Source organism: Francisella philomiragia, assembly GCF_018135955.1.
GTDB classification, from domain to species: Bacteria; Pseudomonadota; Gammaproteobacteria; order Francisellales; family Francisellaceae; genus Francisella; species Francisella philomiragia.
In genome coordinates this window covers 1029901-1052045 of record NZ_CP063138.1, presented here as the reverse complement: position 1 = coordinate 1052045, position 22145 = coordinate 1029901, and the positions used below count along the sequence as shown (strand labels likewise).

The following is a 22145-nucleotide window of genomic DNA, read 5'->3' as shown; positions in this document are numbered from 1 at the left end:
ATTAATATTTATGAGTAATAAGATTTTATTTGGGATTACTGGTAGTGTATCAGCTTTTAAGACTATAAATTTGATAAGACTTTTTATTAAAAGTGGTGTTGAGTGTAGAGCTATAGTCACTAAAGGAGCACAGCAGTTTATAAAGCCTGAACTTTTAGTAGCTTTAGGCTGTAATGTCTATACTGATGAATCTTTGAATATGAGTGAATATAGTCAAAGTATGGCACATATCAATTTATCACGCTGGGCTGATAAGATATTTATAGTTCCGGCTTCAGCAAATACTATTGCAAAATTAGCTCATGGTTTAGCTGATGATTTATTAAGTCAAACAATATTAGCTAATGAGGATAATTCTAAAGTATATATAGCTCCTGCTATGAATGTAAATATGTGGCAAAATCAATTAACTCAGATGAATATTACAAAACTTCAAAATATAGGATTTAATTTGATTGCTCCAGATCAAGGCATTCAAGCTTGTGGAGATATAGGTAGTGGCAGATTACATGAGCCTGAAGTTTTGTTTGAGTTATTGAATATTGCTCAAGATTTCAAAGCTAAAAAAGTAGTGATAACAGTAGGAGCAACTGTAGAAGATATTGATGGAGTAAGATATTTATCAAATTATAGTTCTGGAAAAATGGGCTTTGCATTAGTAAAAGAGCTTGTTAATAGAGGAGCGAAAGTTACTGTTCTTAAAGCAAAAACTACAATAAGTTTTGATATTGAACATCCTAATTTAGAAATTATTGATACCAAAAGTGCTGATGTAATGAATCAAGCAATGCTCGAGAAAGCTAAACATAGTGATATCTTTATTGGTTGTGCAGCAGTGGCTGATTATAAGATCAAAAATAAATTTACTAATAAAATTAAGAAAACTGATGAAAATTTAACTTTAGAATTTATTAAAAATCCTGATGTTTTAGCAAATTGTAAAAAATCATATCCAAGTATTTTTGCTATAGGATTTGCAGCTGAGTCTGAAAATATAGTTGAATATGCTCGATCTAAGCTTGTCAAAAAAAATCTAAACATGATAGTTGCTAATTCAACCGAAGTATTTGGTAATGATAATTCAAGTGTAACAATCTTATCTGAAAATAATTTAAAAGAGTATAATAATATATCAAAATCACAAGTTGCAAAATTGATATTAGACTATGCTAAAAGTATCTACTAAAAGAATTAAAACTGCACAAAACTTCCTAAATGTAATTTCATTAGAAAATAATAATATCCAATTAAAACTATTAGATATTGGAGCTACTGTATATTCTCTTAGAACTAGAGATAACAATGGTAAGTTTGAAAATATAATCTTACAGTATGCAGATATAGAAAATTATTTTAATAATCCATCATATTATGGTGCTAGTATCGGTAGGGTAGCTGGGAGGATCAAAGATGGTGAGTTTATCCTAAATAATAAAAAGTATAGTGTTAGTAAAAATGAAAAATCTATTAATACTCTTCATGGAGGTTTTAATAATATATCTCATCAAAGATTTGATTATAGAGTTAATCAAAATAAAGTTAAATTCAGCCGTATTCAAAAATCATCAGATGATGGTTTTCCAGCAGATGTACAGATTGATATAACTTATGAATTACAAGAAAATTCACTAATAATCCATTTTGAAGCCATAGCTAATGAAGATACATTACTAAATCTCACAAATCACAATTACTATAATTTATCTGGAGATTTTAAAGCGACTATAGAAAATCACAAATTACAAGTATCTGCAGAGAGAGTAGTAATAACTAATACAAACAGTATACCTAAGCAAATTATAAAAATTCCTTATGAAATGGATTTTAGTCAAGAATCAGTTATTGCAGATAAATTAGAAACTAATTTTGAATATTTTAGTGGTGGTGGGATAGATCATTGTTATATTGTTGATGGAACTATTAAATTGACAGATGAGATTAGTGGACGAAAGCTTGTAGTAACAAGTTCTTATCCGGCTACGCAGATATATACTACTAATTTTCCTGATGGTTTGAAGTTATCAAATGGCTTAAATTCACAGAAATTTCATGCAATATGTTTTGAGCCACAGTTTATACCAGTAATTGGCAAAAACTATGATAATTCAGATATCAAACTCAAGAAAGGGCAGCAATATAAGCAATTTATTAAGCTTGAGTTTTAGTTTAATTTCTTATGCAACTCTAATGCTTTGTCTCGAGATTTCTTGAGGTCTACTACAGGTTTTGGATAATTATCACCCAATTTAACTCCTGCTTCTTGTAATACTAGCTCGCTTGCTTCCCATGGCTTTGCAATTAGCTTATTTGGTAGAAACTTAAGTTCAGGTACATACTTACGAATATATTCATAAGCTTCAAATTTTTCAGCTTGTAGTACAGGATTAAAAATTCTAAAGTAAGGAGCGGCATCTAGACCACAACCAGCAACCCATTGCCAGTTAGCATTATTACTAGCAAAATCAGCATCAAATAAAGTATCAAAAAACCATTTTTCTCCATATTTCCAGTGGATAAGACAGTTTTTGATAAGGAAGCTAGCAACTATCATACGTACACGATTATGCATATAGCCAGTCTGCCAAAGCTCTCTCATGCCCGCATCAACTATTGGAATACCTGTTTGTCCAGTTTGCCATCTTTTAAGAAGAGTAGCGTCGTTATCCCATTCAAAACTATCAAACTTTTGGTTGATGTTCTTGTTATGTAATTCAGGATAATAATATATCTGATAATAAGAGAAATCACGCCAAACTAACTCTTTGATAAAGTGCTCTTCATTGTTACCAATATAGTCTAGACTCTGCACGGCATTAAAAATTTGGTTAGGTGATATCTCACCAAAGTGTAAATATGGAGATAATTTAGAAGTTGAGTCTGTACTCATAAAGTCTCTAGCTGTTTTGTATTCTTTTACTTTACCATCTAGAAACTCCTCAAGGATTTGATGCGAGGCATCTTCCCCAATTTGCCATTGATCTATTATATTTTGCCAAGAAAGTTTTGGTTCTAGTAGTTTTAAAGAATCTAATTCATCAGCAGTTTCTAGTTTTTTTAGGGAATTAAAACTTGGTTTGACAATATTTGAGCGATATTTTCTAATTTTGATAAGCTCCTTGTAGAACGGAGTATATACTTTATAATGTGTGCCATCATCTTTTTTACATTGCCATGGTTCGATAAGTAGACTTCCATTAAAACTACTTACATTTATATCTTGCTCTTGCAGAAATTGTTTAATCTGAGTATCTCTATCAATACTGTACTTGTCATAAGATCTATTCCAATAAAAATCCGTGATATTATTTTCTTTGACAAGTTTTTTTATGATTTCTAGGGGATTACCACTAAAAAAGTTGAGCTTATTATTTAGAGATTTACTTAGACTGCTCAAAGAGTGATGAAGCCAAAGTTTGCTAGCTCCACCAATCTCTTGATTCTCATCTAGTATAAATATTGTAATTGTCTCATCTGCTTGACTAGCCTGATGTAGCGCAGGGTTATCCGCAAGGCGTAAGTCTTGACGAAACCAATGTATAGCTATTTTTTTAGGCATATTTCCTCATTTATAATATTGTATAACATTTCGACATGTTCATCACAGTCATTTAAACATGGAATTAAAACAAACTCTTTACCACCTTTTTCAATAAAGTTTTCTTTTTCAGTGATTGCAAGCTCTTCCAATGTTTCTAGGCAATCGGCACTAAATCCTGGGGCTATAACTACAACTTTTTTATTTTGCTTTGCAAATTCTTCTAGTTTGACAGTTGTATATGGTTCTAACCATTTTTTAGGACCAAAACGAGATTGAAATGATAATTCAAAATCTATATCAGGATATTCATTTTGCAGGTTTTCTTTGACCAAGCGATAAGTTTTGTGACAATGGCAATAGTAGGGATCACCTTTATCAAAATATTCCTTTGGTAAGCCGTGGAAAGAAAATAAAATTATATCCGGATATGAGTCTGTAGCTTGCAGATAATTTTTAATTTGTTGACTGATAGTTTGAATATGAAACTTATTATCATAGTAAGGATTTATTGCTTTGATAGCGGGTTGCCATCTTAGCTTTGATAGGACTCTGTATATTTCATCATAAACAGTTGCAGTAGTAGTCGCAGAATACTGAGGATATAGTGGAAATACTATTATCTCAGTTACTCCTTGATCTTGTAAGCTTTTAATCTTACTTTCAATGCTTGGATTGCCATAACGCATCGCACAATCTACTATGTAATTATCGAGTCTTTGATCTAGTTTTTTTGCTAGATTTTCAGTGTATAAGAGCAAGGGCGATTTATTATGCTCTTTATTCCATACGGCTTCATAAGTATGCACATTCTTTTTTGAACGAATTGGTAGAATAATTAAATTTAAGATTAGCTTCCATAATAAAGGATTAGCTTCTATTACTCTACGATCAGACAAAAATTCTCTAAGATATTTTCTAATAGATTTTACATCATAGTTATCTGGAGTACCAAGATTAACTAATAAAATAGCTTTTTTATTATATTTAGTACTGTATTGTTGCATATCTTTTGTGTACACATTTAACCTAAGGATAATTGTAGCAAAATATCTATAGTCTAAAGTTAAATTTTTTTCATATAACTAACTAAAAAAGGTTATAATTAATTTTGGGCTAAAGGCCTTTTAAAGGAGATGTAAACAAATGAAAAAAATAATTTTAATCACTGCAGGTTTGCTGGGTGTTGCGATGAGCTATGCCTATATGCGACCAGCTAATCCATACACAATGTATTATGGTCCAGAAGTTGAGCAAGAGAGAGCACAAGGTGCTGCTTATGTACCACCTGATAGAGAGTTTATTAACTCAAGATATGGTGAGTATATAGACAATAGACAAGTAGAATTTAGTCCCGGTGATGATGCAAATAGACTATTTTGGTCTTATAGTCAGCCGTAATTAATTAGACGATATTAGTTAAGTTTAAATTCAAGGTACTTTGTACGGTCATAGTATAGAATATCAATAACTGTAGAGTTTTGTATAGAACCATTTTTTTGTAAGAAATCTAGAGATATGAATACGAAAAGAGCTCGAAAATTAATTAAGAAAAGAAAAAGACTAGAGAATTCTAAATTTTTGGGTTTTGTAGCACATAGACTTACAAATAAAAATCTATGGATTGCTAATTATAATACTGTTGCAAGAGGTGTCTTTATAGGATTTTTTTGGATGATGATTCCATTACCTTTGCAAATGACTCCAGTAGTTATTTCAGCTATAATTTTGAGAGCTAATATACCAATAGCAATTTCAACTGTATGGATTAGTAATCCTCTAACATGGGTGCCAATGTATTTGGGTAATTATATATTTGGATGCTTTTTGCTTGGAGAACAGGTAGATATCTCTAACTGGGAAACATTTGGTTCTTATATGCTAAATCATTTACATGAATTTTGGAAACCACTATATTTAGGTAGTTTTGTTGCTGGTCTTTTAGTGGCGAGTGCTGGATATATAGCAGTCCATGTATTGAGGATTGTTAATCATTTTTGGTTAAGAAGAATTAGATCAAAATAAGAAAATTAAAATGAAGATTGTTGAAATAAGGTTAATTATCAGACACTAAATAATAAATTTAATCTAGCCGTTAATTAGTATATTTAGTATTATTTTACGATATATAAAGTTTTGAATTATTTTTTATAAAATGCAACAATGGCACCAGTTAGAGTTTACACTAAAATCTAAATATTTTGACATAGTCGAGAATTACCTCTTTGATAATGATGCAGGTTCTGTAACAAGAATAGATAAATCCTATGATATAGTCAGCATTACAGTCTTATATGAGAACCATCATGATATAGATAGTATTATTGCTAACATTCAAAAAAAGTTTGAAAACATAATTGAAAGTGAAATAAATTACGAAATAATTAAAGATCAGCAGTGGGAAGCTGCATGGTTATATGATTACGATCCAATATCTATTGGTAAAAATATAGTTGTTTATCCAAATTGGAGGCAACCACCTCAAGATAATGAGCATACTTATATAATAGTTGATCCTAGTATTGCTTTTGGGTGTGGTAATCATGAAACAACTAAAATGTGTCTTGAATGGTTGGAAAAATATGTTTCAAAAGATTCTTTAGTTTTGGATTATGGTTGTGGTACTGGAGTCCTAGCTATTGGGGCTGTTAAGCTAGGAGCAAAGTATGCTGAAGGTATAGATATTGATCCAAACTCAATAGAATCATCTATCAAAAATGCTCAAGAAAATAGCGTAGCTAATAAAACCCACTTTAGTGATAATCCACCTAAACAACAGTTTGACTTAGTAGTGGCCAATATTTTCTCAAATGTGCTTATAAGCTTAGTTGAGAGTATAACTAGTAGTTTAAAGCTTGGTGGAAGATTAGCTCTGTCTGGAATCATAGAGAATCAAGTTGATGAAGTTCAACAAGAGTTTAAAAAATACGGTATGAAATTTGATAAACCCAAACAAATGGGACAATGGTTTCTGTTAGATGGTGTGAAAGATGGGCTTTAAAATTGCAGATATAGAAATTGAAAATAATGTTGTACTCGCACCAATGGCAGGCTTTTGTGATAGTGCATTTCGTACTATATGTAAAGAGCATGGCGCAGGGCTGATATATACTGAGATGGTGAGTAACAAAGCTGTAGTGGAGCGAAACTGGGAAACTATGGAAATGCTCTATATGGAAAATATTGAAAAGCCACTTGGAATACAGATATTTGGTACAGATATTGATAGTTTTGTTGGCGCAACAAAATATATCGCAGAGAATACAGAATGTGATTTTTTAGATATAAATATGGGTTGTCCTATGCCAAAAGTTGCTAAGAAATTACAAGCTGGAGCGGCACTTCTAAAAGATGTTAATAGAATCCATGAGATACTTACAGCTGTTGTTAAAGCAGTACATAAACCAGTAACTGTAAAGATGCGTATTGGTTGGGATGATGAAAACATTAATGCTATAGAGGTTGCTAAAGCATGTGAGGATGCTGGCGTAAGTGCTATTGCTATCCATGGACGTACGCGTGAACAAATGTATACCGGTAAAGCAAATTGGGATATTATACGTGATGTTAAAAAAGCTGTAGATACAGTTGTGATTGGCAATGGTGATGTGTTCTGTCCTCATAGTGCTAAGGCTATGATGGAGCATACAGGAGTAGATGCGGTGATGGTAGGGCGCGCTTCTCGTGGTAACCCTTGGATATTTAGACAAATTGCTGAGTATCTCAATACAGGTGAGCTAGTACCGCCACCAACACCAGTTGAGCGTGTTGAAGTATTAGGAGAACATCTAAGAAGACTCATTAAACTAAAAACTGCCAAAGTAGCTGTTAAAGAAATCCGAACTCATGCAAGTTTTTATCTTGCTGATTTACCTAGTTCAAAAGAGTTTCGCATGAAGTTGAATCAGTTGGAGCATGAACGAGAGATTTTTAGAGTTTTAGAAGAGTATAAAAAAATTTTAGAATAAATCCATCTGCCTATCATCAATCTCCCCAAGTTTTATACCTATACCAATTAGTCGAATAGGATGATTTTGTTTCTGATGTAATTCAATTATTAGATTTTTTAGCATTTCTATATCTAGTGTTTTTGCTACTCTAGTTAGACTTGTTTTATTAAATTTTGTATCTGTAAATTTGACAACAATACTAATTATAGACTTATAATGCTCTTCAGTCATGCGACTAGTCAATTTATTATATAAGTTAGGTAGTTTTTCTAGGCAAACCTCGAGAGTCTTTAGATCTTCTAAATATGTATTTTCAACACTTACAGATTTACGAATCCGTACAGGGTTAACTTCACGATTATCTATACCTCTAGCATAGTTATATAAACTACTTCCAAATTTACCAAACTTATCCAGAAGAGTAGTTAGACTTAGTTGCTGCAAGTCTAAGCAAGTTTCGACACTCATACTTTTTAGCTTCTCTTGTGAGACTTTACCAACACCAAAAAGTTTCTTAACAGGCAGATTTTTAACAAAATCACTAACTTGCTCAGGAGTGATTACATATAAACCATTAGGTTTGTTAATATCACTAGCTATCTTTGCAAGTAGTTTGTTTGGAGCTACTCCAGCTGATCCTGTAAGGCCAGTTTTATTAAAAATTTCTTGTTTGATCGCCTGAGCAATTAGTGTTGCACTATTTTTATAAACTGCAACATCTGTAACATCTAGATACGCCTCATCAAGAGATAGAGGCTCAACCTTGTCTGTGAAAGTGTAGAATACCTCTCTTATAATCGAAGATGCAGCTTTATATTTTGCAAAATCAGTATTTAAAAGTATTAGATTAGGGCATTTCTGCATAGCGATCGCTGTAGGCATAGCAGAGTGAATACCATATTCTCTAGCTATATAGTTACAAGTTGATATTACGCCACGTTTGGGGTTGGTACCACCTACAGCAAAAGGTTTATCTTTGAGGCTCGGATTATTTTTTTCCTCGACCTGAGCAAAAAAATAATCCATATCAATATGTATGATTTTTCTTATTTTGCTCATAAGTTGTTATTTATAAATATCTGCAAATTCATCAACATTTGCATCTTCTTGCCATGAGTATTCTAACTCAATACTTTTTTGTTTAGCAACATCATAGCCTAAGATATCCGCGATAAAACCAAGAGACATATCTATGCCTGCACTTATGCCAGAGCTTGTATAAATATTACCATCTTTTACCCATCTGGCTTTGTCGATCCAGTTTACATCTGGAGCTATAGATTTTGTCCAACTAAGAGCTTTTTTATTAGAAGTAGCTTTTTTGCCATTAAGCAGATTTGTTTGTGAAAATAAAGATGAACCTGTACAGACTGTAAGTATATATTTAGCATTATTTGCTAATCTAGTTAATTCAGTTATTAATTTTTTATTGTATATTAACTTTCTTGTACCAATACCCCCAGGCACAAATAATATCGAGTCTTTTGAATTAGCATCTGAGAGTTTTTTGGTGTTTATACAGACATTTTGACTACTATATACATTACCTCCCTCTAGAGAATAATACTCAAGTTTGAAGTGTTCTTTGAAACTCCCAATAACCTCAACTGGTCCAAAAACATCTAAGGTTTCAAACTCATTAAATAAGACAATAATTACATTTTGCATCATAGATACCAATATAGATAAATGCTTTGGTTAGTATAGCATTATTAGATCTGTAAAATGATTTATAAAAATACCAAATAGTGTAAACTTTCAATCTATATTTTATAACGGTATTTTTTATATGTTGTTGATTACTATAAAAATAATATTATCAGCTTTAATGGTACTAGGATTAATATATATATCTGAGAAAAGTCCTAGATTAGGAGGTTTATTTTCAGGTTTACCACTTAGTGTTGGTCTTTTTACTTATTTTTATGCGCGTGAGAATGGATTACAGTTTTTGATAGATTCAATGCCTTATGCTTTTGCAGGATTCTGTTGTACTTTGTTATTTACAATAGGGTTTTATTTAGGTGGCAAATTATTTCTTAATAATCGTTATTTTAATACTTTAAGCGCTCTTTTTGTTGGTTTTATTATTTATTTTATCAGTGGCTATATTCTTACAAAATTTAGTATTAATATATTCTCTGGTTTCATGATATTTTTGGTTGCCATGTTTATCACGATTCTTTTTTTCAGGAGAGTTGCTGATAATAAGCATACAAAGGTAGCTGTTAAGCTTAAACCGGCTAATAAACTAATTGTTATTACATTTAGGATTATTCTAGTTGCTTCATTAGTCTTAGTGATTACTGGAGTGTCTCGTATAGTGGGTCATGAGTGGGCCGGTATCTTTTCATCATTTCCAGTTATGCTAACATCCGTGACTACAGTTTTGATATTTACATACAAAGATCAGCTATTTCCAGGAGTATTAAAACATTTCTCTTATGGAGTTTCTATATTATTAATCTACGATTTATTAATATATTGGTTATATCCAATTATGGGTATTAATTGGGGTACTGTAGTTGCTTATATTGTTTGCTTTGTATATCTATCATTACTAAATAAGCTAAATCAGTAGCTTATATTTGAAAATCACTTTTATATAAATACTCAATGTATATAATTTAGCTAATGAAATATTTATATTAAAACAAATGATTTTCTTTAAAAATGTATCTTATCAAGTAGAGATAAAAGAACTTTTTGATAGTATTAATTTCTCAATTTTTCCTAATCAAAAAATAGGTCTTGTGGGCAAAAATGGTACAGGTAAAACAACACTTTTTAACCTTATACAAGGCAATCTAACACCAGATAAGGGCGATATTGAGATTGCTAAAAATACCCGTATAGTTACTGTTAAGCAAGAGGTTGATGATTTCGATGCTAAAGTGATAGATTATGTAGTCAATGGTATAGAATCTTTAAAACAATTGAAGATCCAAATGCAAAAATCTTTAGAGTCTGAGAACTTTGTAGATTACTCAAAATATCATGAAGAATATGAATCTTTAGGAGGTTATGCAATAGAGTCTCAAGCTGGTAAATTGCTCTCAGGTTTAGGTTTTAGTATTAGTCACTTGCAACAAAAGGTAAAAGAGCTCTCAGGTGGTTGGCAGATACGTTTAAATCTTGCTCAAGCACTATTACAAGAGTCAGATATTTTACTACTCGATGAACCTACTAACCATTTAGATTTAGATGCTGTACTATGGTTAGAAGGGTATCTACAAGAATATAAAGGTTCTTTACTACTTATTTCACATGATAGAATCTTTCTAGATAATGTTGTCAAGCAAATATTTCATATCGATAATAAGAATATAGATACTTATACTGGTAACTATTCATCTTATGAAAAGCAGTCTTATGAGCAAAAAGTACTACAACAAAAGCAGTTTGAGAAACAACAAAAGCATATAGCTCATTTACAGAGTTTTGTTGATAGATTTAAAGCTAAAGCATCAAAAGCAAAACAAGCACAAAGTCGTGTCAAAATGTTAGAAAAAATACAGCGAATAGAAGCTGTTAAGTCAGATTCTGAATTTAGCTTTGAATTTAAGCAAGTTAAAGAGCATCTTGGAGGTACTTTGGTCAGTTTACAAAATACTGATCTTGGTTATGGCGATAAAAAAATTCTTAATAACGTAAAATTAAATATCTATAATGAAATGCGTATAGGTCTATTGGGTCTAAATGGGGCTGGTAAATCAACACTTATTAAATCTCTTATTGGAGATATTGAGATTTTATCAGGTAAGATAGAAAAACACCCAAATCTTAGAGTAGGGTATTTCTCGCAACATTCTTTAGATATGCTTGATCCTGAAGCCTCACCATTATTGCATATGCAACGCTTAGACTCACAAGCAACTCAAGAAAAGCTTAGAACTTTTTTGGGTAGTTTTAACTTTGTAGGAGACAAGGCTTTAGCAAAGGCAGGAACTTTTTCTGGTGGCGAGAAAGCTAGATTAGCTCTAGCAATGATTGTATATCAAGAGCCTAACTTTTTATTATTAGATGAACCAACCAATCATTTAGATATAGGCGTTCGAGAAGCTTTAACTGTAGCATTACAGAGTTTCCAAGGAGCTATAATATTAGTTTCGCATGATAGATTTTTATTAGAATCAACAGTTGATGAGTATATGCTAGTTGGTGAAGGGCAGGTTAAGCCTTTTGACGGTGATATGAAGGATTACTATAAGTACATTCTTGAAGTCAAAAAATCTGAGAATAATACATCAAATATAGCAGTACAATCTAATAAAGATGCTAAAAAACAGGATAGAAAATTATCTGCTGATAAAAGAAAGCAACTTAAACCACTTCAAGATAAAGTCAAAAAACTTGAAAGGGCGTTAGAAAAATTACAACAGCAAGATCAACAAATGCAAGATGCTCTCCAAAATCAGGATTTATATGATGATAAACAAAAACTTCAGCAAACTTTACTTGAGCATTCTCTGCTAAAAGAAAAAATAGAACAAACTGAATTAGAATGGTTTGCAGCTTTAGAAGAACTGGAGGTTTTAAAAGAGTAAATAGTAGTTATGTTTTAAATTTTTGTAAGAAATATAAGTGAAACTAATTATGAGAAAAATTAATAAAAAGTGGAATTAGTGCTGATAAGCCTCATCCCAATTACCAGTTAGACCTGCAACCTCATATTCTGTTACTCGGTTTTCAAAGAAGTTTGTATGATCAGCACCATTTAAGATCCACTCCAACCAAGTAAGAGGGTTTTTATCAATATTATATATTTCATTCAAACCAAGCTGATTTAAACGTCTATCTGTAATATGACGAATATATTCTTTTACTTCATCAGCTTTTAGACCTTCGATAGTGCCGATCTCATAAGCTAAATCAATAAATTTATCTTCAAGCTCAACAGCCTTGCTAGCCATTAGATATATTTCTTTTTTAAATTGATTATCAACTATATATGGATTTTCTTGGCAGTATATTCTAAATAATGCAGCATTACCTTCGACGTGCATAGATTCATCACGGATTGACCATTCAACGACTTTACCCATACCTTTCATTTTACCAAAGCGTTGGAAGTTAAGTAACATTGCAAATGATGCAAATAGGGCTACACCTTCATTAAATACTGTCTTAGCAAGACACAATCCCAAACCACGACGAGTATTAGGATTAGCATCCATCATAAAGTCAATTTTATCTGTCATTGCCTTATACTCTAAGAAAGCATGGTATTCAGAGTCAGGAAGACCAAGAGTATCATTTAGAAGGGCGTATGCTCTTTGATGAATACCTTCACGAGCAGCAAAGGAGCCAAGCATATTTCTAACTTCATTATTTTTGAACAATGGTATAAACTGATCATAGTAGTTTTGACCAACGGCTACATCAGATTGAGTAAATAGTCTTAGAATATTAGTAATATACTCTTTTTCAACTTTAGTGATTTTACCGTTTTTCCAATCAGTAACATCTTCTGACAAATCAATCTCATCTTCTATCCAATGAGCTTTTTCATGTTTGACAGTTAGATCAACAGCCCAAGGATAGCTAAAAGGTTTATACGTTTTTGAAAAGGTTGTTAATGATGAACCTTTAACACGAGCGATAACCTCGCCAGCTCTAGCCATAAGGTTATCATAGCCACCTATATGAACATCGCCAATAAATATCTGTGGAACAGACTTAATATGCTCTTCAACAAGAAGAATATTCTTGTTTACTTCAGCATAGAAATTTAATCTTTCTTGATCATCATCAAGAGTAATTTGTGTAAAAGGAATATCATTAGTGCCAAACCAGCTTTTAGCAAGGTCGCAAAAAGGGCAGTTCGTTTTTGTATATATTTTTACTTCCACCATTATTTACCTATTTTTTAGCTAAGATTTCTATTGCATTGGCTTTAAGATCTGTAAAGCCACCAATATGCTCATCATCAATAAATATTTGAGGTACTGTTGAAATTGGGAATGCAACTTTACCACTTTGATTCATTTCTTCATAGAATCTAAGACGTTGAGAATGATCGTCTATTATAGTTTCTTCAAAAACTATTTCATTTTCATCAAACCATTGTTTAGCCCAAACACAAAATGGACAGCCATTTCTTGTATATATTTTTACTTTCATTTCTTATCCCTCACAAGCGATACATTCACTCTCAGATTGTTTTAGTTCTGAGAATTCTACAAGCCTATTCTTTTCAACTTTTTTAGAGATGTTTTCCGCTCTATTTGAAGTCTCAGTTCTCAAATAATATAGTCCCTTACAACCATATTTCCAAGCATTGAAATGTACTTTGTGAATATAACCACGTGAAGCACCAGCTGGGAAAAATATATTCAGAGACTGCCCTTGACACAGATGTTTTTGTCTTTGACCACCTAAGTATACTACCCAATCTTGATCCATTTCAATAGCTGTTTTGAATACAGACTTAATTTCATCGTTTAAGAAATCTAGTTGTTGGACTGAGCCACCATTAGTAATAATATCTGACCATACTTCTTCAGTATTTTTGCCAATTTTTTCTAGTTCTCTTTCTAGATATTTATTTTTTGTTAAGTGTGAGCCTACTCTAGTTCTAGATGTAAAAGCATTTGCTTTCCAAGGCTCTATACTTGGAGAAGTATTTAATATTAAGGAGCTATTAGCATTAGGAGCTATTGCTAGTAGATGAGCATTTCTGCGACCAGTACCAGCCATATCAGGAGCTTCTCCTTTTTCACGACCAAGTATTAGAGTTTCTTCTACAGCTTGTTCTTTTATACGCTTAAATATCTCTTCATTAATTTCTTCTGCTCTTTGAGATTCAAAAGGAACATTATGCTTTTGTAAATAAGAATGAAAACCCATAGCACCTAAGCCAAGACTTCTTTCACGAGAAGCACTATATCTAGCTTTAGCGATCTCATCACCTGCGTGATCTATAAAGAATTGTAGAACATTATCCAAAAATCTTATCAAATCTTTGATAAGAGAGGTATCTTTCCACTCATCATACTTTTCTAAATTAACTGAAGATAAACAACATACAGCTGTACGCTTTTCATCAGTTACTAAATGGATCTCGTTACACAAATTCGAACCTTTGATTCTTAAACCAAGTTCTTTTTGAGACTTTGGTAAAGCTCTATTTGCTGTATCAATAAAGTTTAGATATGGTTCACCAGTACGATAACGCGTTTCAAGTATAGTTTCCCATAATTTACGAGCTTTTATGGTATCTCTAACTGTTTTATCATCTGGATCTATAAGTTTCCAATCTTCATCATTAGCGACTGCCTGCATGAAGTCGTCAGTTAAGTTGACAGCATGGTGTAGGTTTAAGCATTTTCTATTTACATCACCTGTTGGAACACGTATTCCCACGAACTCAACTATATCAGGATGAGATATATCCATATATGCAGCATAAGAGCCTTTACGAGTTTTACCTTGTCTATAAGCAACCATGTCTGCATCAACAGTATGCATAAAAGGTATCGGTCCAGGTGCTTTGTCAGAGACAGCTCGGACACTTGACCAGTGACCGCCGACTCCACCACCTTTTACTGATAGCCATCTTAGTTCAGATGAGTGCTCAATAAGCCCCTCTAATGAATCAGGCACATAAGACAAGAAACAACTAATCGGTAATGATTTAACTTTTGCGCCTGGAAGTGGTGCATTTGAAAGCACCGGAGATGCAAACATAAACCAGCCTTTAGATGCAGCATCATATATACGCTGAGCAAGATTAATATCGCCAAAAGAGTATGCTACAGAAGCTCTTGCAAAGGCATATTGTGGAGAAGGCTCATTCTCAAGACAATAATAATTAGTAAGTAGTTGCTGTGCTTGTTCTGAAAGCTCACGATCCTTAGATATATCTATATCTATGTCAAGGTATTTTTCATTAGACATAATAAACAAAAACCCTATTTAATTTAAAGTATTTTCAATAAATACCAGATTACACATAAACTATACTAATCTAGTATAATTGAAATTTTAATTAGTGAAATTTTATCAATTTTTTATAATTTTAGAATACTAAAAAGTCAAATATTATACTTGACTTTGTTGAATCAGTTATGAGATGTAGACAGTACAACACTTACTGTCTAAACTTGTTAGAAAATTAATTTGCTAAAATTTCAGCAGCAGCTTTATTTAACTCTTTAACAGCGTTGATAGATACTTGTAGTTGCTCTTTTTCTTTTTCAGAAATTTCAACATGTATAGGTCTTACACCATTTGCAGAAATCTCAGTAGGCACGCCTACAAATAGATCTTCATCAACTCCATACATGCCAGCTTTTATTTTTGCAGCACATGGAAGAATCATTTTTTTATCTCTTAGGTAACTTTCTGCCATTTGGATTCCTGCAGCAGCTGGAGCGTAATAAGCAGAACCAGTTTTTAGTAGAGCTACAATCTCACCACCACCATTTCTAGTTCTAGCCACTATAGAATCTAGTCTTTCTTGGCTAATTTTACCTTCTTTGACTAGTTGCTCTAGAGATACGCCCGCAACATTAGACATTTTTGTAAGAGGTACCATAGTATCACCATGTCCACCCATTACATAAGCTTGAACTTGTTGAACAGAAACATTTAGCTCATCTGCTAAGAAAGTTCTAAATCTAGCTGAATCTAGTACACCAGCCATCCCAACGATTTTATTATCAGGAACACCTGAGAACTTTTGTAGCATATTTACCATAATATCAAGAGGATTTGTGATACATATTACAAATGCATCTGGACAGTTGTGTTTGATACCTTCACCTACAGCTTGCATTACTTTGATATTAATACCAAGTAAGTCATCACGAGACATACCAGGTTTTCTTGGTACACCAGCTGTTACTATTACTACATCAGAGTGTTCTAGATCTTTATAATCATTTGTACCTCTAACTTTGAAATCAACTCCTTCGATAGGGCAAGTTTGTAATAAGTCTAGAGCTTTACCTTGAGGCATGCCTGGAGCTATATCAAAAAGAACTACATCACCTAGCTGCTTGATTAGTGATAAATGAGCAAGTGTTCCACCAATATTACCAGCACCAATAAGCGCTATTTTCTTTCTAGCCATTAAAATCTCCTTAATTATGCTAAAAAATGAATCAAAAAAGATATTTCATAATTATAACTAATAGTTTAGCTGTTATTCAATGAAAACTTTTGTAACGATTATAGTTTATAATTATAATAGTTTTCAATAAAACTTATTTAATCATTTATATGCTAAAAAAAGTCATCAACAATGTTGGGTTGCTGGTAGGGATTTGTGGTCTAATTATATTTATGTTTGGTTTGACTGAAACAAATATTAATCATAAAAACCTTATAGTATTTTTTGCAACTTTTTTCTTATTTTTATCAGCTATCATTCAAAAAGAACCATTTTTTAGTGGTTTGCAAGGTATCGCATTTGTTAGCGCAACAATGGTCTTTTTTAATTTTCCTCAAATATATAATTTATTAATATTTATAATCCTAGCAATCGCGTTTTCAATCTTTTATTTTAGCAAATATAAGATAAATACAGCTAGAGTTTGTGCTTTTGTAGGGCTTGTAGCTTTGTGTTTTGGTATACTATTAGGTAGAAATGAACCCATGGTGGTGTGTGGTATAGTGTTAGCTATCTATGCTATATTTTCTATTAAAGAAGGATACTCTGTGGGTTGGGTATTTTTGATACTTAATCTGCTTTTTTCAATTGTTGCTGCTAATGCACTATTTGGTTTTATTTAACTAGGAAGATTAGTTATGAGAAAATTATCTTTTTTAGATAGAGTTGTTGAGGAAATTGATAGTTATGCAAGATTTACAAAACAGCCTCTTAATCCTAATAGAAAGTCACCAAGTGGTGATACGGTAGATGGTCAATTATCAGATGATGATAAAAAACATGCTGCTGGATTAATGCGAGTTGATTATACAGGAGAGATTTGTGCTCAAGGACTTTACAGAGGGCAGGCATCTGTAGCAAAATCGGCACAAACCAAAGAGCATTTATATCATGCTGCTGATGAGGAATATGACCATCTAGCATGGTGTGCAGAGCGATTAGAAGAACTAGGGGCTAAGCCAAGTTTACTTAATTCTTTTTGGTATTGGGCATCATTTGGAATAGGGGCTACGGCGGGCTCTATCAGTGATAGTTTAAGTTATGGTTTCGTTGTAGAGACAGAAAAACAGGTTATGAAACACTTGGATTCACATTTGAAAAATTTGCCGGTGAATGATAATCGCTCACGAGAGATACTTAAACAGATGTATCTTGATGAATCAGATCACGCTATAGAAGCAGAGAAGGCTGGTGGTAAAAAGTTACCTAAGCCTGTAAAAGCTATAATGAAACTTCAGTCAAAAGTAATGACTACATTGGCGTATAGATTTTAGATCTTACAGTCTTTAAGCTGAGATTTATAAAGAGCTGTATAAGCTTTAACTTTATTTGCTATATTTTTATCCTCTTCAATCTTGGCTTTATTTTTGAATGTACCATCTTTGTAGCGTTTGAACCCAGTTGCTCCAAGCATATATGCCATATATAGATTTTCGCTATCACTCATCTTGAGTTTTAAAGATTTTGCAAGTTGCGACATATACCAGCCTATAAACTGTACGCTATCATCAAAATTATTTCTTTTGGCATTTGGCTTAACTTCATCTTGAAAATGTTTCCATGTGCTATTTATTGCTTGGGCATAACCGTAAGCTGTTGAATAGTTACTTTTTGCCTCAGCATCAAAGCGAGATTCTTGATAGATTAGCCCCATTGCAAAAGCAGGAGAGAGGTTATATTTGTCTTGAGCTTTTTTAAGAGATGATTTCCAGCTAGGATTCTGATCTAGTATTTCACAAGCTCCCATATTAGCGTCAACTTGTATATCAGATGTAGTATTTGAGAAAAAAACTGTGACAATAACAATTATTATAATAAGTAGTATGTACCTAAGTCTGATCTTTTTTGGCATTCTTTAAATAATTTTTAGTTGTATTGTATTTATTAGGGTAAATGATATAGAAACGTATTTCTAGGGTTTGAAATATTTTTATTTATTAAAATCATCACCAATAATATCGTTGATAACAATGCCTGCTATTGTGAGACCAAATAGTGATGGCATATAACTGAGGGTTCCATTTGTTGCTCTAGATCTACCTTGTTGATTTGGCTCTGGATCACTTGGTGGAAGAGGGCTAATGCCTTTCTGTGTTGAGAATACTGCTTTGATTCCCTTTGAAACAAGCTGTTTTTTTAATCTTGTTCGCATCGTTCGTGCTAGGGCACATACGTCAGTTTTATATATATCTGCGACTTTTATTTGTGTGGGATCAGTTTTGCCTCCAGCTCCCATACTTGATATTGTTTTTATACCTAGATCTTGATGAGCTATTTTCACGAGATTAACTTTAGCATTAAGAGTATCTATAGCATCAATTACATAGTCGTACTTCTCATTGCTAAGTAGCTCAAGAGTGTTTTCTGGATTTATAAAAGTTTCTAAAGCATTAACCTTACAAAGTGGATTAATATCAATGATGCGTTGCTTCATAACTTCTACCTTAGGCTTACCAATAGTGCTATGTAAAGCAATAAGTTGACGGTTAATATTTGATGAATCAACTCTGTCCATATCAACTATAGTAAGATTACCAATCCCCGCTCTAGCAAGAGCTTCAATCACATAAGAACCAACGCCACCACAACCTGCTACAAAAATATTTGCATTCTCAAGTTTTGTAATTCCAATTTCATTTACTAAAATACTAGTTCTTTGAGTAATTGCATCAATCATAATCTTATAAGTATACCTTATTCATATCATCAATATATTTATATGCAAATAGATTTGCATAAGTCTCACCAGTAACGTGATCTACTTCATTGATATCAAGTTGAACTGGTAGCCAATCTGTAGTATTCGTTAGAATTTTGTTGTTATCTAATACAAAACTATCAACAATGGCATTAGCATTTCGCATGAATTTGTCATAATTAAGTCGAGTTACTACAGAGTCCTCTTTGAGTGCAAATAGATATAAAGGAGTTCTAGTTTTTTTACCAAAATCAACAATATCTGCAGCTTTCATGGTTTCAATGAGTTCTTTATTGGTAAATATTTTTTCATTAAATAAATCATACATTGAGTTATTACCAGTAGGTATAGCATAGTGAGAAGCTGATTCTTGGTTAGGAAATTTTTTATATAATGCACTATTAAATATAGCAGCAGCAAACTGATTGTTTGGTAAATGCTTTTGTAAGAATAATGTGTCAAAGTTATAACGTTTGCCTTCAATATCACATTTCTCTTGAGAGAAGGTTGAGCATTGCATTTCAAAGAAACCTTTATCAAAATCATTTATACTAATGGTTTTTGAAACGTTACTATAATTTAGGTAGCTCATAAAAGTATTTGCCATTAAACCAGGTTTTAGCATTGATGTGATAAGTTTGCTATGCAGGAAATATTTACTAGAATCATTGTTATCAGTCATGAAATTTAAAGTGGTCTTACTGACATCGTAGGCTCCACTTAATCCAGCAGCAGCCCTATATCTATACAGTGTATCTAATTTATCTACTCCTTCACAGTCGCCACGCCAGCCTAGACACTTGGCTGTCCATATAGAGTATGCACCACCTTCAGAATAACCAACAGAGAAAAGATTTAGCGTAGAGTTATCTTTTAGACTATATTTCTTACGAATATTAGAACTGACATTATTCAATAAATCGACGGCTGTATTTATGGTTTGTCTTGGATATAAAACATAAGGGTGATAGTTTTTATAGTCATCTCCCTGCCCAATATAATCAGGAGCAACAACAATATATCCATTAGCTGCATATACTCCAGCATAAACAGTGTTTAGATATAAACTAGTCTTATTTTCTTTATCTAGATTAGAAGGGACGCCAGCATTATCAAACACAGTAGGGTGATAGTATAAGACTACTCCCTTTGGATGATTGGTGTTAGGAAGCATTACAAGTCCAGATACATGAGATGTTATCTCCCCAGTAGCTGGGAAAGAATTAGTTGTCGTATATGATATTTTGTCAAGTTGGATATCTTTTATGTCTTGATTACCGAGAGAGCTAACATCTATACCATACTCGTTCATGTTTTTAAAATTTTTATCACAATCCTCTTTTGATAAATTTTTATTACAAAAGTATTTTGTTTTAAAATTCTTTTCAATATCTTTGGTTGTCCATGTTGCTGTATTTACAACCTGTGAATATCCTAAACAGGAGAACAACATCACGCTCAAAAGTATACTTTTTTTCATAGTTTAAATCTGCTCTTTCTTATCTTAAGTTAATGTTTCTAACATCAGTGATAGTCATTCCAGCCTGTAATGCACTAATAAGACCTGGTACACCATCTTCAAACACGTGACATTCACGAGGTTTGAGATTGTATTGATTAGCTAATAGTGTAAATGCTTCAGGTGAGCTCTTGTTTGGGTGTGAGTCATCTGCTGTAATTATCTTATCAAAATAATCAGTAAGCCCTAAAACATCCAGAGATCTAAGTACATTGATTTGCTTACCACCAGATATGACAACCATAGGCATTTTATTATGATAATGTATAACCAAATCAACTATAGGTTGGATAGGTTTGGTTTGAATTAGTAGCTCATAAGAGGCTTCTTTAATTTTTTCAGCGATTATTGGGGTTTCAATATCACTAAACTTAAATACTTCTTTGAGTATGTACTCACTAGGAAGTCCGTTATATTTATCAAAGTCGATAGATTCTACTTCTGGTTTGGTATTTTTAAGTACACTAAGCCAAGCATCAATATGAATGTTCATATTATTTGCAATTGTGCCATCACAGTCAAAAATTAGAAGTTTAGTGTCATCATGAACAGGTAAAAGCATATTAAATTTTGTTAATAAGTATTATTATCAATATTATATACGATAAATACAGTTGACATAAGTATAATTAGTAAGCAAAATTACAAGCGCTAAATTCAAAAGAATAGACCGTAAAACTTTATATAAATGGAGGATAAAATTATGGTATTAGTAGGTAAAAAAGCCCCTGTATTCAATGCACCAGCTGTATTAGGAACTGGTGAGATTGTTGATAGCTATGACTTTGCTAAAGCTATGCAAGGTAAATATGCGGTTGTGGTATTCTATCCTTTAGACTTCACATTTGTTTGTCCATCTGAATTAATTGCTTTAGATAAAAGAACAGCTAAGTTAAAAGAACTTGGTGTTGAAGTGGTTTCTGTATCTATAGATTCTCATTTTACTCATAATGCTTGGAGAAATACTCCAATCAATGAAGGTGGTATTGGCCCAGTTAAGTACACTATGGTTGCAGATATTAATCAAGAAATTGTTAAAGCTTATGATGTACAATCAGAAGGTGGTATGGCATTTAGAGGTACTTTTTTGATTGATAAATCTGGTGTTGTTCGTCATCAGGTTGTTAACGATCTTCCTCTAGGCAGAAACATGGATGAAGTGATCAGAATGGTAGAAGCACTACAATTCCATGAACAGCATGGTGAAGTTTGTCCAGCTGGTTGGAACAAAGGTGATGAGGGTATGAAAGCATCTCCTGAAGGTGTGGCTGAGTACTTATCAGGTCATGTTGTAGATTTATAATTTATCAATTATTCTATTATTCTCT

At 32.5% G+C, this 22145-nt stretch carries 23 protein-coding genes; 11 read left to right on the top strand and 12 right to left on the bottom strand.

Annotated elements, in window-relative coordinates; genetic code table 11:
- Positions 1 to 10 precede the first annotated feature (10 nt).
- Together coaBC and IMS64_RS05145 are read left to right on the top strand one after the other, a co-directional pair.
- Entirely contained in the window at positions 11 to 1186 is a 1176-nt protein-coding gene (gene coaBC / locus IMS64_RS05150; protein ID WP_211490055.1) for a bifunctional phosphopantothenoylcysteine decarboxylase/phosphopantothenate--cysteine ligase CoaBC, read from the top strand.
- Positions 1167 to 2165: an aldose epimerase family protein gene (locus IMS64_RS05145; protein ID WP_211490054.1), complete on the top strand. Its 999-nt coding sequence runs from the start codon at positions 1167 to 1169 to the stop codon at positions 2163 to 2165. Before coaBC ends, IMS64_RS05145 begins: the two co-directional genes overlap by 20 nt.
- Here IMS64_RS05145 and IMS64_RS05140 read toward each other — a convergent pair.
- The gene (locus IMS64_RS05140) at positions 2162 to 3556 is read right to left on the bottom strand and encodes a cryptochrome/photolyase family protein (protein ID WP_211490053.1); all 1395 of its coding nucleotides are present in this window, start codon (positions 3554 to 3556) and stop codon (positions 2162 to 2164) included. The two genes, IMS64_RS05145 and IMS64_RS05140, sit on opposite strands and share 4 nt — an antisense overlap.
- The gene (hemH, locus tag IMS64_RS05135; RefSeq protein ID WP_211491097.1) at positions 3541 to 4542 is read right to left on the bottom strand and encodes a ferrochelatase; all 1002 of its coding nucleotides are present in this window, start codon (positions 4540 to 4542) and stop codon (positions 3541 to 3543) included. Before hemH ends, IMS64_RS05140 begins: the two co-directional genes overlap by 16 nt.
- A gap of 139 nt (positions 4543 to 4681) precedes the next feature.
- Between hemH and IMS64_RS05130 the strand changes: the two genes are divergently transcribed.
- The 4 genes from IMS64_RS05130 to dusB all read left to right on the top strand — a co-directional run bounded on the left by IMS64_RS05130 (position 4682) and on the right by dusB (position 7503).
- On the top strand, positions 4682 to 4936 hold the full coding sequence (locus IMS64_RS05130; protein WP_004287884.1) for a hypothetical protein: 255 nt from the start codon (positions 4682 to 4684) through the stop codon (positions 4934 to 4936).
- 117 nt (positions 4937 to 5053) lie between these two features.
- Complete coding sequence (locus tag IMS64_RS05125) at positions 5054 to 5560, top strand: DUF2062 domain-containing protein (protein WP_200156137.1); 507 nt, start codon at positions 5054 to 5056, stop codon at positions 5558 to 5560.
- Between the two features lie 130 nt (positions 5561 to 5690).
- Positions 5691 to 6536: a 50S ribosomal protein L11 methyltransferase gene (prmA, locus tag IMS64_RS05120; protein WP_211490052.1), complete on the top strand. Its 846-nt coding sequence runs from the start codon at positions 5691 to 5693 to the stop codon at positions 6534 to 6536.
- Complete coding sequence (dusB, locus tag IMS64_RS05115; RefSeq protein WP_211490051.1) at positions 6526 to 7503, top strand: tRNA dihydrouridine synthase DusB; 978 nt, start codon at positions 6526 to 6528, stop codon at positions 7501 to 7503. The genes prmA and dusB overlap by 11 nt, the downstream gene beginning before the upstream one ends.
- Here the strand turns inward: dusB and dinB are convergent.
- Positions 7495 to 8544 carry a DNA polymerase IV gene (dinB, locus tag IMS64_RS05110; RefSeq protein ID WP_211490050.1) on the bottom strand — a complete coding sequence of 350 codons (1050 nt, stop codon included), beginning with the start codon at positions 8542 to 8544 and terminating at the stop codon, positions 7495 to 7497. The two genes, dusB and dinB, sit on opposite strands and share 9 nt — an antisense overlap.
- A gap of 6 nt (positions 8545 to 8550) precedes the next feature.
- Entirely contained in the window at positions 8551 to 9153 is a 603-nt protein-coding gene (locus tag IMS64_RS05105; protein ID WP_211491096.1) for a DJ-1/PfpI family protein, read from the bottom strand.
- A gap of 121 nt (positions 9154 to 9274) precedes the next feature.
- Between IMS64_RS05105 and IMS64_RS05100 the strand changes: the two genes are divergently transcribed.
- Both IMS64_RS05100 and IMS64_RS05095 read left to right on the top strand, forming a co-directional pair.
- Complete coding sequence (locus IMS64_RS05100) at positions 9275 to 10066, top strand: MFS transporter (protein WP_146422085.1); 792 nt, start codon at positions 9275 to 9277, stop codon at positions 10064 to 10066.
- A gap of 76 nt (positions 10067 to 10142) precedes the next feature.
- Complete coding sequence (locus IMS64_RS05095) at positions 10143 to 12032, top strand: ABC-F family ATP-binding cassette domain-containing protein (RefSeq protein WP_211490049.1); 1890 nt, start codon at positions 10143 to 10145, stop codon at positions 12030 to 12032.
- 75 nt (positions 12033 to 12107) lie between these two features.
- Here IMS64_RS05095 and IMS64_RS05090 read toward each other — a convergent pair whose 3' ends face one another.
- From IMS64_RS05090 to mdh, 4 genes are all read right to left on the bottom strand, one after another.
- Positions 12108 to 13340 carry a ribonucleotide-diphosphate reductase subunit beta gene (locus IMS64_RS05090; RefSeq protein WP_004287627.1) on the bottom strand — a complete coding sequence of 411 codons (1233 nt, stop codon included), beginning with the start codon at positions 13338 to 13340 and terminating at the stop codon, positions 12108 to 12110.
- 7 nt (positions 13341 to 13347) lie between these two features.
- Complete coding sequence (locus IMS64_RS05085) at positions 13348 to 13608, bottom strand: glutaredoxin (RefSeq protein ID WP_211490048.1); 261 nt, start codon at positions 13606 to 13608, stop codon at positions 13348 to 13350.
- A gap of 3 nt (positions 13609 to 13611) precedes the next feature.
- Positions 13612 to 15384 carry a ribonucleoside-diphosphate reductase subunit alpha gene (locus IMS64_RS05080; protein WP_211490047.1) on the bottom strand — a complete coding sequence of 591 codons (1773 nt, stop codon included), beginning with the start codon at positions 15382 to 15384 and terminating at the stop codon, positions 13612 to 13614.
- Positions 15385 to 15601: 217 nt separating this feature from the next.
- The gene (gene mdh / locus IMS64_RS05075; protein WP_004287630.1) at positions 15602 to 16561 is read right to left on the bottom strand and encodes a malate dehydrogenase; all 960 of its coding nucleotides are present in this window, start codon (positions 16559 to 16561) and stop codon (positions 15602 to 15604) included.
- Positions 16562 to 16710: 149 nt separating this feature from the next.
- Between mdh and IMS64_RS05070 the strand changes: the two genes are divergently transcribed.
- Positions 16711 to 17223 carry an MFS transporter gene (locus IMS64_RS05070; RefSeq protein WP_211490046.1) on the top strand — a complete coding sequence of 171 codons (513 nt, stop codon included), beginning with the start codon at positions 16711 to 16713 and terminating at the stop codon, positions 17221 to 17223.
- A 15-nt stretch (positions 17224 to 17238) separates the two neighbouring features.
- Positions 17239 to 17874 (top strand): 2-polyprenyl-3-methyl-6-methoxy-1,4-benzoquinone monooxygenase, encoded by a 636-nt coding sequence (gene coq7, locus IMS64_RS05065; protein ID WP_211490045.1) that lies wholly within the window; start codon positions 17239 to 17241, stop codon positions 17872 to 17874.
- Here coq7 and IMS64_RS05060 read toward each other — a convergent pair.
- From IMS64_RS05060 to IMS64_RS05045, 4 genes are all read right to left on the bottom strand, one after another.
- Positions 17871 to 18452 (bottom strand): transglycosylase SLT domain-containing protein, encoded by a 582-nt coding sequence (locus IMS64_RS05060; RefSeq protein ID WP_211490044.1) that lies wholly within the window; start codon positions 18450 to 18452, stop codon positions 17871 to 17873. The genes coq7 and IMS64_RS05060 overlap by 4 nt on opposite strands.
- A gap of 78 nt (positions 18453 to 18530) precedes the next feature.
- Positions 18531 to 19277 carry a tRNA threonylcarbamoyladenosine dehydratase gene (locus IMS64_RS05055; protein ID WP_211490043.1) on the bottom strand — a complete coding sequence of 249 codons (747 nt, stop codon included), beginning with the start codon at positions 19275 to 19277 and terminating at the stop codon, positions 18531 to 18533.
- Positions 19278 to 19281: 4 nt separating this feature from the next.
- Positions 19282 to 20778: an alpha/beta hydrolase family protein gene (locus IMS64_RS05050; RefSeq protein ID WP_211490042.1), complete on the bottom strand. Its 1497-nt coding sequence runs from the start codon at positions 20776 to 20778 to the stop codon at positions 19282 to 19284.
- Between the two features lie 19 nt (positions 20779 to 20797).
- Positions 20798 to 21379 carry an HAD family hydrolase gene (locus IMS64_RS05045; RefSeq protein ID WP_012280928.1) on the bottom strand — a complete coding sequence of 194 codons (582 nt, stop codon included), beginning with the start codon at positions 21377 to 21379 and terminating at the stop codon, positions 20798 to 20800.
- A gap of 141 nt (positions 21380 to 21520) precedes the next feature.
- Between IMS64_RS05045 and IMS64_RS05040 the strand changes: the two genes are divergently transcribed.
- Positions 21521 to 22120, top strand: a complete 600-nt coding sequence (locus tag IMS64_RS05040; protein WP_042518210.1) for a peroxiredoxin — start codon at positions 21521 to 21523, stop codon at positions 22118 to 22120.
- Positions 22121 to 22145: the final 25 nt, after the last annotated feature.